General features: G+C 63.3%; 11 protein-coding genes. 9 read left to right on the forward strand and 2 right to left on the reverse strand.

Annotated features, from left to right (window positions below; all coding sequences use genetic code 11):
• Nucleotides 1–42 precede the first annotated feature (42 nt).
• From ACGYLC_RS07575 to ACGYLC_RS07600, 6 genes are all read left to right on the forward strand, one after another.
• Complete coding sequence (locus tag ACGYLC_RS07575) at nt 43–687, forward strand: FkbM family methyltransferase (protein ID WP_394422409.1); 645 nt, start codon at nt 43–45, stop codon at nt 685–687.
• A 130-nt stretch (nt 688–817) separates the two neighbouring features.
• Nucleotides 818–1,777, forward strand: a complete 960-nt coding sequence (locus tag ACGYLC_RS07580) for a phosphoadenosine phosphosulfate reductase (protein WP_394412479.1) — start codon at nt 818–820, stop codon at nt 1,775–1,777.
• Between the two features lie 46 nt (nt 1,778–1,823).
• On the forward strand, nt 1,824–2,855 hold the full coding sequence (pyrC, locus tag ACGYLC_RS07585; protein WP_394422410.1) for a dihydroorotase: 1,032 nt from the start codon (nt 1,824–1,826) through the stop codon (nt 2,853–2,855).
• A 56-nt stretch (nt 2,856–2,911) separates the two neighbouring features.
• Nucleotides 2,912–3,589 carry an orotate phosphoribosyltransferase gene (locus tag ACGYLC_RS07590; RefSeq protein WP_394422411.1) on the forward strand — a complete coding sequence of 226 codons (678 nt, stop codon included), beginning with the start codon at nt 2,912–2,914 and terminating at the stop codon, nt 3,587–3,589.
• A gap of 150 nt (nt 3,590–3,739) precedes the next feature.
• A complete protein-coding gene (locus ACGYLC_RS07595; RefSeq protein ID WP_067268251.1) occupies nt 3,740–5,239 on the forward strand; it encodes a replicative DNA helicase in 1,500 nt (499 codons plus the stop codon).
• A gap of 589 nt (nt 5,240–5,828) precedes the next feature.
• On the forward strand, nt 5,829–6,254 hold the full coding sequence (locus tag ACGYLC_RS07600; RefSeq protein ID WP_394422412.1) for a DsrE family protein: 426 nt from the start codon (nt 5,829–5,831) through the stop codon (nt 6,252–6,254).
• Nucleotides 6,255–6,399: 145 nt separating this feature from the next.
• Here the strand turns inward: ACGYLC_RS07600 and ACGYLC_RS07605 are convergent, their stop codons facing one another.
• Together ACGYLC_RS07605 and ACGYLC_RS07610 are read right to left on the reverse strand one after the other, a co-directional pair.
• Nucleotides 6,400–7,719 carry an alpha/beta hydrolase family protein gene (locus tag ACGYLC_RS07605; protein WP_394422413.1) on the reverse strand — a complete coding sequence of 440 codons (1,320 nt, stop codon included), beginning with the start codon at nt 7,717–7,719 and terminating at the stop codon, nt 6,400–6,402.
• Between the two features lie 88 nt (nt 7,720–7,807).
• On the reverse strand, nt 7,808–8,533 hold the full coding sequence (locus tag ACGYLC_RS07610) for a sterol desaturase family protein (RefSeq protein WP_394422414.1): 726 nt from the start codon (nt 8,531–8,533) through the stop codon (nt 7,808–7,810).
• A gap of 129 nt (nt 8,534–8,662) precedes the next feature.
• Between ACGYLC_RS07610 and alr the strand changes: the two genes are divergently transcribed.
• From alr to radA, 3 genes are all read left to right on the forward strand, one after another.
• A complete protein-coding gene (alr, locus tag ACGYLC_RS07615; protein WP_394402605.1) occupies nt 8,663–9,706 on the forward strand; it encodes an alanine racemase in 1,044 nt (347 codons plus the stop codon).
• Between the two features lie 278 nt (nt 9,707–9,984).
• Complete coding sequence (locus ACGYLC_RS07620; RefSeq protein ID WP_394422415.1) at nt 9,985–10,782, forward strand: DNA repair protein; 798 nt, start codon at nt 9,985–9,987, stop codon at nt 10,780–10,782.
• A gap of 104 nt (nt 10,783–10,886) precedes the next feature.
• Nucleotides 10,887–12,254, forward strand: coding sequence for a DNA repair protein RadA (gene radA / locus ACGYLC_RS07625; protein ID WP_067268243.1), 1,368 nt, complete (start codon nt 10,887–10,889; stop codon nt 12,252–12,254).
• Nucleotides 12,255–12,277: the final 23 nt, after the last annotated feature.

A 12,277-nucleotide genomic window follows, 5' to 3' on the forward strand; every position in this document is an offset into this window, starting at 1 on the left:
GCAGCGCCCCCGCCAGAATCCAATTCCCTCCACTCCCGCGGCATGAAATTTCCCGACGATCCGGCAATCCTGCGCGGGCGGATCCGCAAGCTGTTGCGACAGAACGCCTATGAAGCGAAGGAAAGCGAAGCCGCGCTGCGCGTGGTCCGCGAAGGCGACAGGGTGATCGAATTGGGCGGCGGTATCGGCTATATGTCGACGCTGGTGGCCAGTAAACGCAATGTCGCCTCGGTCCACTCCTTTGAGGCGAACCCGGACCTTATCCCCTATATCCGAAGGGTCCACGCGGCCAACGGCCTGTCCAACACCCATGTCGTCAACGCCATCCTCGGCCCCACCCCCGGCAAAGCGGCGTTCTATGTGCGCGACCGCATTTTGTCGTCTTCCCTGACCCGTTTCAAAGACGAAGACCCACCTAAAACCCATCAGATCGACGTGCTCGACGCGGCCCAAGTCTTTGCCGACCTTACCCCGAGCGTCTTGATCTGCGATATCGAAGGTGCCGAAGTCGATCTGATCCCCACCATGCCGCTCGACAGCCTCCGCGCCGCGATCATCGAATTGCACCCACAATGGATCGGCCCCGAGGGCGTCAACAAGGTCTTCACCGCCTTCATGCAGGCGGGCTTGGCCTATTATCACCGCGGCTCGCACAACAAAGTCGTGGCTTTCCGCCGCAACTGGTAGGCAGCGCCCCCGGAAAACCGTCACATTCTCTTCATTTTCTCACGGATTTTCCGCATTTTCGCCCTAATATCCGGCTAGACCCAGCTGAAACGGCGGATCTGCCCCGCCCCGACAAGCCCGAGGATGCCCGATGCCGCGCGAGACGCCCACAATCGAAAGCTCACTGGCCGATATGCCCAAACGCGAATGGCTGCGCGCGGTTGAAGCCGTGGCCGAAGAAGACGGCTATTTCCAATCTCTGGGCAAAAGCCACTTCTCCGCCTTCATCGAACGTGAGACGACGCTGCTCGTCACCTTCGAGACCTACCAAGGCATGCATGCCCTCTCCGACAAGGCGCAGCCCTTGGGCTGGGACATGGTGCGCAATCACGACTGGTCGCATCTATGCTTGGCCAGCGACGGCGACACATGGTTCCGCGCCGAAGAGGTCTATGCCTATTTCGACCGGCTGATCGACGACGGCTTCTTCGACGAATTCGATCAAGTGCTCTTCTATGGCGCTGGCCCCTGCGCCTATGCCGCCGCCGCCTATTCCGTCGCCGCCCCCGGCGCGGCTGTGGTGGCGATCCAACCGCAGGCCACGCTGAACCCGCGCATCACCGAATGGGATGACCGTTTCGCCGATATGCGCATCCTCGATTTCACCTCCCGCTATGGCTATGCGCCCGATATGCTCGACGCCGCCGAACGGGTCTTTGTCCTCTACGACCCGCGCGAGAGGCTCGACGCGATGCATGCGGCGCTCTTCACCCGCGCCAATGTCACCAAATTGCGGATGCCCTTCATGGGCGATGCGCTGCAAACCGACCTGCTGGAGATCGACCAGCTCGACCCGCTGCTGCAAGCCGCCGCCGAAGGCACGCTGGACGCGGCCCGCTTCGCCGCCCTCTACCGCGCGCGGCGCGATTACCTGCCCTATCTGCGCAACCTCAGCCAAGCGATCAACACCCAAGGGCGCGAAAGGCTGCTCGAAGCGCTCTGCGCCAATGTTTCGGCCCGGATGAAGGCCCCCCGCTTTGCCCGCCGCCTCGAACGCATCCGCGCCAGACGCAAGGCCCGCGTGTCCGAGGCCGCAACCGCCACCGGATAGGTTTTCAATCTGGCGCGCCGCCCCGCTCTGTGCTAGCTCCGCGCCCATGACACAAAGCCTCACGATCCGCCGTCCCGATGACTGGCACCTGCACCTGCGCGACGGCGACATGCTGCGCGCCGTGGTCCCGCACAGCGCCCGCGACTTCGCCCGCGCCATCATCATGCCCAATCTCGTGCCCCCCGTGGTGACAGGCGCCCAGGCCGCCGCCTACCGCGACCGGATCATGGCCGCGCTGCCCGAAGGCGCCGATTTCACCCCCCTGATGACCCTCTACCTGACCGAGGAGACGGACCCCGACGATGTCGCCCGCGCCCATGCCGAAGGGTTGATCCACGCCGTCAAACTCTACCCCGCAGGTGCCACGACCAACTCTGCCAGCGGCGTGTCGAACTTCGACAATGTCGCCCCGGTGCTCGACCGCATGGCCGAAATCGGCCTGCCCCTTTGCACCCACGGCGAGGTTACCGACAGCGAGGTCGACATCTTCGACCGCGAAGCCGTCTTCATCGACCGTGTGCTCGACCCAATCCGCCGCGCCCACCCCGCGCTGCGCGTGATTATGGAACATATCACCACCGCCGAGGCCGCCGACTACGTGCGCAGCAACGACAGCGGTCTTGCCGCCACGATCACCACGCACCATCTGGTGATCAACCGCAACCACATCCTCGCCGGTGGCATCCGCCCACATTATTACTGCCTGCCAGTCGCCAAACGCGAGACCCACCGCCGCGCATTGCGCCAAGCGGCCACCTCCGGCGATCCGCGCTTCTTCCTCGGCACCGATAGCGCGCCCCATACCGATGGCGCGAAACTGCAACCCTGCGGCTGCGCCGGCTGCTTCACCGCGCCCAACACACTGTCGATCCTCGCTCAGGTGTTCGAAGAAGACGGCGCGCTCGACAAGCTCGAAGCCTTCACCTCGCTCAACGGCCCCGCCTTCTACGGCCTGCCGCCGAACGAGGCACAGATCACCCTGCGCCGCGAAGCGCCCCACCACCCCAGCAGCATCGACACGCCCGACGGGCCGGTCACGGTCTTCGACCCCGGTTTCGATCTGCACTGGACCACCTGATCTTCATCCTTTCTTAAATACCGCTCCGACCTTTCCCCCGCCCAAGGACGCCTGCCATGATCCCCACCAGCCACCCAAGCCCCCAAGAAATGGCCCGCCTCACCGCGCGCATGCTGCTGGAGATCGGCGCGGTACATTTCAACGCGGATGAGCCCTTCACACTGGCGTCGGGCCTGCCATCGCCCACCTATATCGACTGCCGCAAACTGATCTCCCACCCGCGGATCCGCGCGACGCTGATGGATTTCCTCACCGTCACCGTCATGCGTGACGCGGGCTTTGAGGCGTTCGACAATATCGCCGGGGGCGAGACGGCAGGCATCCCCTTTGCGGCCATGGTTGCCGAACGGATGGCGCTGCCAATGACCTATGTGCGCAAAAAGCCGAAAGGCTACGGCCGCAACGCGCGGATCGAAGGTGAGATGACGCCCGGCCAACGCGTGTTGCTGGTCGAAGACCTGACCACCGATGGCGGCTCCAAACTCAGCTTCGTCGACGCGATTCGCGAAACCGGGGCGAGTTGCGCCCACACGGCGGTGATCTTTCACTATGGCATCTTCCCCCAGACCGAAAAGACCCTTGGCGACCATGGCGTTACGCTTCATGCGCTTTGCACATGGTGGGACGTGCTGGCCGAGGCCCGCGCTCAAGGGGCCTTTGACGCGGGCACGCTGAGCGAGGTTGAAACCTTCCTGAATGCCCCGCGCGACTGGCAGGAATCCCGCAAAGGTTAACCGAATTTCCGCAAGATGTTGACCGAAGGCCCCACCACAAGGCAAAATGTGGTGGGGCCTTTTGTCGGTAAAGATATCCACAAAAGATACAATTTGCGCCGGGCGAACCCACTGGCTATGAGGTCCACCTGGGTAGAAATGGGTGAGGTCATGAACGAGATTACATCGCTGAACGCGAACCAATTGGCCGTGCAGGCACCGGAATCGATGCCGCATTCGATCGAGGCCGAACAGCAGCTTTTGGGCGCGATCCTGACCAACAATGACGTCTACGACCGCGTGGCATCCGTCATTGGCCCCAAACATTTTTACGAGCCGGTTCACGCCCGCATCTTTGATATCGCAGCCCAGCGGATCGCCAAGAACAACCTCGCCTCCCCGGTTACGCTCAAAGCCTTTATGGAGGACGACGAGGGGCTGAAGGAGTTGGGCGGCCCAGCCTATCTCGCCCGCCTCGCCGGTGCGGCGATCAGCGCCTTCGCCGTGCGCGACTACGCGCAGATGATCTATGACCTCGCCGTGCGCCGTGATCTCATCCAACTGGGCCGCGACATCTCGGCCAAGGCAGCACAGGTCGATGTCTCTTCCGAGCCACGCGAGCAGATCGTCGAGGCCGAGCAGGAGCTTTACAAGCTGGCCGAACAGGGTCAGGTGGAAAGCGGTTTCCAGTCCTTCCTCAAGGCCGTCACGGATGCGGTCAACGTGGCCAATGCCGCCTACCAGCGGGATGGCGGCCTCTCGGGCGTCTCCACCGGGCTGATCGACATGGACAAGAAACTGGGCGGTCTGCACCGCTCTGACCTTCTGATCCTCGCCGGGCGTCCTTCGATGGGTAAGACATCGCTCGCGACAAACATCGCTTTTAACGTGGCCAAGGCCTATAAGCGCGGGATGAAGCCCGACGGCACCGAGGGCGCCATCGACGGCGGCGTCGTGGGCTTTTACAGCCTCGAGATGAGCGCCGAGCAGCTTGCCTCGCGGATCCTGTCGGAAGCCGCCGAGATTCCCAGCCACCAGATCCGCTCGGGCGACATGACCGAGGCCGAGTTCCGCCGTTTTGTTGATGCCGCCAAGGCGCTCGAAGCCTGCCCGCTCTTTATCGACGACACGCCCGCCCTGCCGATCAGCCAACTTGCCGCGCGCGCACGGCGGCTGAAACGGACCCACGGGCTCGACGTGCTGATCATCGACTATTTGCAGCTGGTGCGCGGCACCGGCAAATCCGAAAACCGGGTGAACGAGATTTCCGAGATCACCATGGGTCTCAAAGCCATCGCCAAGGAACTCGACATCCCGGTGATCGCCCTGTCCCAGCTCTCGCGTCAGGTGGAAAGCCGGGACGATAAACGCCCGCAGCTTTCGGACCTCCGGGAATCCGGCTCGATCGAACAGGACGCTGATGTGGTGATGTTCGTGTACCGTGAGGAATACTACAAGGAACGCGAAAAGCCCGGCGATCACGAGCTCGACAAGATGGCGGTCTGGCAAGAAGAGATGGAGCGCCTGCACGGCCGCGCCGAAGTGGTGATCGGCAAGCAGCGTCACGGCCCCATCGGCACGGTGGATCTCAGCTTCGAGGGCAAGTTCACCCGCTTCGGGAACCTCGTGCAGCCTTGGCAGCAGGGTGGCGGGGACGATCAGGAATTCTGAGGGCCGAGGGCCTTCCGTTTCTCCTGAGCAGCGATCCTAAAGAACTTAGGGCCATCGCCTGCCCGCGGGTGGGCGATCCCCGGTGGCCTCGTGCCACTTTATGGTTCAGTTAAGATATGCGTTCCGCGAGGTACCAGCCAACCTCACCAAATCGCCTACCCGTCCGGGCGGGCAGGCGATGGCCCGGCGCCTACGGCTTGTTCCGGGCCTGGTGGCAATACTGGCCGAAGGGCCACCGTCTGCCCGCGGGTCGGCGATGCGACAGAGGTTCGATGCCCCTTTTATAGCTCAACCGTGACCTGTGTTCAGCGCAGTCGCGCCAAGCCCCACCAATCGCCTACCCGGTCGCACCAAAGGTGCGCCAATGAAAACCGGCACGCCTTCGGCGTGACGGAGCGGGCAGGCGATGGCCCGGCGCCTGCGGCTTGATTCCGGGCCCGGAGCAGCTCTGGCCCAAGGAGAGCGCGCCTAAGTCACCCGTCAAAACATCATATGCGAATAAATGATTTGGAATGTGCCGGGCCGCTGCTAGGCTGATCCCGTCCCGGCCCCGCACCCCGTGGGGCGGGCAGCAACAGGGAGCCATCACATGACAAATCTGATCCGCGCCATCTGCATCCTTCTGGCCAGCAGCCTCGCCTTCGCCCTTCAAGCCGAGGAGACCGAGCGCTATGGCAAGCAGAAGGTCGTCTACCACATCAACTACGACGGCGGCGAGGCCTCCAAGGCGCACCTCGGGGCCATGCGCAACATCCAGAACCACATCAATGCTGTCGGTGCCGAGAACATCGACATCAAGGTCGTGCTGCACGGCAACGGTCTGAGCCTTCTGGCCGACACCAAGGGCAACGAAAAGATGCAGACCACCGTCTCCTCGCTGAAGGGCCAGAACGTCGCCTTCCATGTCTGCGAGAACACCCTGCGCGGCCGCAAGATCAGCTACGAGAACGATCTCTACGATGTCTGGCAGGAGGATATCGTCCCCTCAGGCGTCGCCGAACTCTCGCGGCTGTAACAGATGGGTTATACCTATATCAAGCCCTGAGCCACGTCGCCCGGGGGGCGGCCCCGGGCGGTTCGGTCCGACGCGAGGCCCTCGGACAGTTCCAGTTCAGGAGGGCAGAAAAGAGAGGCCCGGCATTTACACCGGGCCACCGGCCTTACTCGGAGGCCGGTTTCACCTCATACATCAGCCCCTTCGCCGTCCCTTCCGGGAACCCCTTCCAGTAGCTGTGGTCTTCCTTCTCGGTTCCGTCCTCCTCGACCGACCAGACGCCGTCGTTTGAGTTCTCCACCAGGTCCAAATACGCAGCCTTCGCCGCCTCACCCTTCAAATGACTGTCCATCCAAGCGGTCACGAAATGCTGCGCGATATTGTTCATCCGCGCCGTGTCCCAGACCGCGTCGGTGTAATGCTCCGAGATATTGAAGCCCTTGTCTTCGCTGAAGTAATAGGCCTCCTCCGGCGCAGGCATCGGGGCGCCCGCGTTATGGCCCGCGTTCATGTAGGTCAGCAGCGCGCGGTCCACGTTCGAGGTGTTCTCCCAGATCGCGCGGATGCCGTTCTCATAAAGCGAGACATCATCCTGCGAGCCTGCGATGAAGAGCATCGGGATCTGCACGCCGGCCAGACCTTCGGCATCCCAGAAGCCACGGTTCATCCCCCAGGGGCCGAAGGCCACGGCGGTCTTGATGCGCGGATCGGGCAACGCGTCATGGGTCTCGGAGCCCGCCTGATGGATCCCGAGCGTGCCATGCGGCCCGCCCCAGGTGTAGCCGACCGACGCCTCGGTCACCCCGCCCCCGGCGGTGATGATCGCGCCGTAGCCGCCCATGGAATAGCCGATCAGACCGGTGTTCTCGGCGTCATAAAGCCCCGCGAAATCGCCCCCCTCGGCGGCCTTCTGCGCCATCTGCTCCAGCACGAAAAGCTGGTCCAGCGAGCGGTTCACCAGTGTCGAGCCAAAGGCCGCCTGCGTGCGGTAGGTGCTGTCGGTATGGTCGATGGAGGCCACGACATAGCCCTTGGAGGCGAGGTTCTCGGCCAGATGCGACAGCAGATACCGGTTGCCCGGATAGCCGTGGCTGATCAGCACCAGCGGGAAGGTCTTGCCCGTCGCCGGATCGACATCGCGCATCGCCTGCCCCTCCAACGTCACCTCGGTGGTGCCATCGCGCAGGAAGGCTTTGAAGGCGGTCTCGCCCTCCGCCCCTTCGGCGGCAGGGTAATACATCTCGACCGTCAGCGGCCGGTCATAGCGCGGCATCTCCTCGGGTTTGTCGGCGGCGGGGTCGATGGCGAGGATGTCGATCTGGTCGGGGTTGACCATCTCCAGCGTGCGCACGCCGACGGCGTGATCACCGTAGGCCGCAAGCTCGGGCGCGCCCGGCAATTGTGTGTCGATCCGGTTCTCCGCCTGCGCCGCCCCGGCAGCCAAGCCCGATGCGACGAGCGCTGTGGTCATCAAATGGTGCTTCATCTCTCTCTCCCTTTATATTTGGGAGCAGAGTAAGCGGCGCGCGACACCACGCAACCCCTGGCGCCGTGACGTTACGGAAGTTTCACATCTAGCCCCGCGCGGCCCGGGCCACTTCGGCCGCGCTCAGCCCGTATTTCCCGGCGAACCGCGTGCGCGCGGCCAGCAACCTCGGGTCATCGGGCCGCATCCCCAAGGTGCGGATAAAGGCGATGCGCTGCTGGCGCTTCAGCGCCTCGGTGTCGATATCGGTGCCCAAGGCCCGGTCAATGATCTGCCCGCCGGGGCTCACGTGGAACCACTTGTTGAAATCGCGGAAGTGATGCTGGTTGTGCAGCCGCGTGACATGGCGCTCCACCGCCGTCTTCGGCAGCGTCAGATGCGCCGTCATATGAAACCACTCATAGCCCAGAAAGGTCAGCACCCCGCCCAAGGGCACGATCGCCGTGGCAATCCAGACTGCCGCCTCGGCCCCCAAAAGCGCCGCGATGCCCCAGACCAGAAGGAAGTTTCCCACCAGCATCGGCAGCGCGACCCAGACCGGCACGAAGAAGAGCCCGTGATTGGTCGGGAAATCATGGTGCCCGTAATGGGCGCGGTAAAGCAGATCAAAAGCCCATTGCCGTTTGGGCGGGGCGAGGTGAAAGACATGCCGGTGCAGGGTGTACTCATTAAGCATCTGCGCCGCGCCCCCCAGCGGCACCAGCGCCCAGCACCACAGCGGCGCGCCCCAGAGCATGGCAGCAAAGGCCACCAAGGCCGCTAGTGCCATGAGCGACACGCCCGCATGGCCGAACATGATCTTGATCCGTGACATCCGCCTGACCTCCCCATCCTGCGCATCCCGTAGGCAAAACTGTAACAAATCCCCCGCCTCCCTGTCGCGGATGACGTTAGGTGCCCTTGGCCGCTTGACCTCCCCCCTCATTCCGGCCCACATCCGCGCATGAGCAAAGCGACCCTGACCATCGACCTACAAGCCATCGCCGACAACTGGCGTGCCCTCGACCGAATGACAAAAGCCGAGACCGCCGCCGTGGTCAAAGCCGACAGCTATGGGCTGGGCGCCGCCCGTGTGGCCAAGACTTTGGCCGAGGCCGGTGCGCGGCAGTTCTTCGTGGCCCTGACCGAAGAGGGCGTGGCCCTGCGGCAAGCCTTGGGCGAAGGCCCGGTGATCAATGTCTTTTCCGGTCATATGCCGGGCGATGCCGAGGCGATTTCCGGTGCCGCACTGACGCCGATGATCAATTCGACCGAGCAGCTGCTGCGCCAGCTTGAGACTCTGCCCGGCCATGGTTTCGGCATCCAACTCGACAGCGGGATGAACCGTCTGGGGATGGAGCCTGCGGAATGGGCGGCCCTGCGCGACATCGCGCTGAGCCAGAACCCCGGGCTGATCATGTCGCATCTGGCCTGCTCGGACGCGCCGGATCACGAGATGAACGACGCGCAACTGCGCAGTTTCCGCGACATGACCCAAGGGGTCGAAGCCCCGCGCTCGCTCTCCGCCACGGGGGGCATTCTGCTGGGGCCGGAGTATCATTTTGACGTCACCCGGCCCGGCATCGGGCTTTACGGCGGGCGCCCTTTCACAGAGGCGCGGCCCGTGGTCACCCTCGACGTGCCGGTGATACAGACCCGCAGCGTCACCCCCGGTGAAACGGTGGGCTATGGCAACACATGGACGGCGGAGAGCACCGTAAAGCTCGCCACCGTGGCTGCGGGCTACGCCGACGGCCTACAGCGTGCCATGGGCAATGCGACCGGCAACGCCTGTTTCCAGCATGAGGGTGTCCCCCTGCCCATCGTCGGGCGCGTCTCGATGGACCTGATCACGGTGGATGTCTCGGCATTGGACGAGGTGCCCGCGACCCTGCAACTGCTGGGGCAAAGCCAGGGCGTTGACGATTTGGCGGATTGGGCGGGCACGATCGGCTATGAGGTGCTTACCTCATTGGGCGCAAGATACGCGCGAAACTACGCCAATTAGGTCGGCAATTTTCCCCCGCTCGGCATTGCATAGCCAATAGAATCGCAGAGCGACCGATGGTTGATCTCCCCGACACAGCGTGGCCCCAGCCCGTGACGCGGATCTAAAATCACACGTAGATGCGCAAAAAACTTCCGAAAAACCTGAGGTTGTGCCATAATCCCGGCATCACTATGTTAAATCCTCAGCATAATTCCGCAGGGAATGGGAACAAAGAAGGATAAGGAGGCGTTGGTCGGCAGAAACTTGCTTAGTAGCTCTTCCAGGGGGGAGAAAGTATGTCCCAACTTCGTTCCTTTGCCTACCTCATCCAATTCGCCTTTCAGCGACTTGCTGTCGTGGTCTTCGCCCTCGCGGCGCTCGCGCTGACCGGGGCCAGCATCATGGCGGCCCTCGGCCTGTGGAATTGGATCAGCCTTGATCTTCAATACGGTGGTGAGCCTGTCGAAAACGCCGGGATGTACGCCCAACTGGCGCTGACCGTGCTTGCCGTGGGTCTGTGCTTTTTTCTGCCCACCAACCGCCGCGTCATGCAGCTTGAAACCTCGCACCGTCAGTTCAACGTCGGCATGCAGGACGTGGCCCGCGCCTATGCCGCCGTACATGCCGCCGACCGTGCCGAAACCTTTCAGATGAGTTCGGAATTCGATTCGGTGCGCGAACGTCTGGCTTACCTGCGCGATCACCCCGACCTCAGCACGCTTGAGCCTGCGGTGCTGGAGATGGCCGCTCAGATGAGCCACGTGGCCCGCGATCTGGCCGAGGTCTATTCGGATGAGAAACTGGCCCGCGCCCGCAGCTTCCTTAAGCAACGTCAGGAGGAGGTTGAACTTTTCAACAGCCGTCTCGATCAGGCCAAGGCGATCTCGACCGAGATGAAACATTGGCTGCACGAAGTCGAACTGGAAGAAAGCGTCGCCGTGGCACAGCTTGAACGCCTGCGTGACGAGATGCGTGAAATCATGCCAGAGCTCGGCCTTGAGCGTGTCGTCCCGACCGAAACGCCCGAGCGCAAACCAGAGACGACATCGCTCGACAATATCGTGATCGACCTGCCGCCCAAAGCCGCCGAGTAAAATCAGCGGCGGCATCCGGCCCAATGGGTTCCCCCCCGGGATCATCACCCAAGGGCCGGATGCTTTTCCTTTGACGCCATCGGGCAGCTACGCGAAAAGGGCCCATGGCCAAATCCTCCTCCAGTTTTTCCTGCGCCGAATGCGGCGCGAAACATTCCAAATGGTCCGGGCGCTGTGACGCCTGCGGCGCGTGGAACTCTATCGTCGAAGACAAAGGCATCTCCGCAGGCCCGCCCAGTAAATCCTTGGGCGCAAGGCGCGGATCGGCCATCGAACTCACCGATCTTGCCACACAGGAAACCCCGCCCCCGCGTGCACAGTCGGGCATCGCGGAATTGGACCGGGTGTTGGGCGGCGGGCTGGTGCCTGCCTCGGCGATCCTTGTGGGCGGCGATCCGGGCATCGGGAAATCGACCCTTCTGCTGCAAGCCGCCGCGCATTTCGCCAACTCAGGGCTCAAGACAATCTATGTCAGCGGCGAGGAAGCCAGCGCGCAGGTTCGCATGCGCGCGCAGCGTCTGGGGCTCTCCGAAGCGCCGGTGAAGCTGGCCGCGGAAACCAATCTGCGCGACATCCTGACCACGCTCGAGGCCGAGCGCCCGCAGCTTGCCATCATCGACTCGATCCAGACCATGTGGGCCGACAACGTCGAAAGCGCGCCCGGATCGGTCAGTCAGGTTCGCGCCGCGGCGCATGAGCTGACCAGTTTCGCCAAACGCCGCGGGGTCGCGGTGATCCTGGTGGGCCATGTCACCAAAGAGGGCCAGATCGCTGGCCCCCGCGTGGTGGAGCATATGGTCGACACCGTGCTCTACTTCGAAGGCGAGCGCGGCCATCAGTTCCGCATCCTGCGCGCGGTCAAGAACCGCTTCGGCCCGGCGGATGAGATCGGCGTTTTCGAGATGACGGGCGGCGGCTTGTCGGAGGTGATCAACCCCTCGGCGCTGTTCTTGTCGGAACGCGGACAGCCCTCCCCCGGGTCGGTCGTCTTTGCGGGCATCGAAGGCACCCGGCCCGTTTTGGTCGAGCTTCAGGCGCTCGTGGCCCCCTCGCCCCATTCCCAAGCGCGCCGCACGGTGGTGGGCTGGGATTCGGGCCGTCTGGCGATGATCCTCGCAGTCTTGGAGGCGCGTTGTGGGATTCCCTTCGCGGGCTTGGATGTCTACCTCAACGTGGCAGGGGGCATGAAGATCTCCGAACCTGCCGCCGATCTGGCTGTGGCCGCCGCGATCCTCTCGGCGCGGGAGGACGCGGCCCTGCCCGCAGAAACCGTTGTTTTCGGCGAGATTAGCCTCTCCGGTGCGCTGCGCCCCGCCAGCCAGACGGAAAACAGGTTGAAAGAGGCGCAAAAACTTGGTTTTACGAGCGCTATTGCACCGCGCGGCGGCAAGGCTGTGGGTGTGACCGGAATTGCGCTGAATACGATGAGCGATCTGACCGGATTTGTTGGCGAAATTTTCGGGGCGGGCTGATCCCCCCTTAGACGAGGGCGAGA

Origin of the sequence: Sulfitobacter sp. 1A12157 (genome assembly GCF_043557345.1) — a bacterium.
Lineage (GTDB): Bacteria > Pseudomonadota > Alphaproteobacteria > Rhodobacterales > Rhodobacteraceae > Sulfitobacter.

What these genes read in the sequence shown, in the direction of transcription:
- ACGYLC_RS07605 (WP_394422413.1), bottom strand. Translation starts at nt 7,719, where the DNA reads ATGAAGCACCATTTGATGACCACAGCGCTCGTCGCATCGGGCTTGGCT.
- alr (WP_394402605.1), top strand. Translation starts at nt 8,663, where the DNA reads ATGAGCAAAGCGACCCTGACCATCGACCTACAAGCCATCGCCGACAAC.
- ACGYLC_RS07620 (WP_394422415.1), top strand. Translation starts at nt 9,985, where the DNA reads ATGTCCCAACTTCGTTCCTTTGCCTACCTCATCCAATTCGCCTTTCAG.
- ACGYLC_RS07600 (WP_394422412.1), top strand. Translation starts at nt 5,829, where the DNA reads ATGACAAATCTGATCCGCGCCATCTGCATCCTTCTGGCCAGCAGCCTC.
- pyrC (WP_394422410.1), top strand. Translation starts at nt 1,824, where the DNA reads ATGACACAAAGCCTCACGATCCGCCGTCCCGATGACTGGCACCTGCAC.
- ACGYLC_RS07575 (WP_394422409.1), top strand. Translation starts at nt 43, where the DNA reads ATGAAATTTCCCGACGATCCGGCAATCCTGCGCGGGCGGATCCGCAAG.
- ACGYLC_RS07595 (WP_067268251.1), top strand. Translation starts at nt 3,740, where the DNA reads ATGAACGAGATTACATCGCTGAACGCGAACCAATTGGCCGTGCAGGCA.
- radA (WP_067268243.1), top strand. Translation starts at nt 10,887, where the DNA reads ATGGCCAAATCCTCCTCCAGTTTTTCCTGCGCCGAATGCGGCGCGAAA.
- ACGYLC_RS07590 (WP_394422411.1), top strand. Translation starts at nt 2,912, where the DNA reads ATGATCCCCACCAGCCACCCAAGCCCCCAAGAAATGGCCCGCCTCACC.
- ACGYLC_RS07580 (WP_394412479.1), top strand. Translation starts at nt 818, where the DNA reads ATGCCGCGCGAGACGCCCACAATCGAAAGCTCACTGGCCGATATGCCC.
- ACGYLC_RS07610 (WP_394422414.1), bottom strand. Translation starts at nt 8,533, where the DNA reads ATGTCACGGATCAAGATCATGTTCGGCCATGCGGGCGTGTCGCTCATG.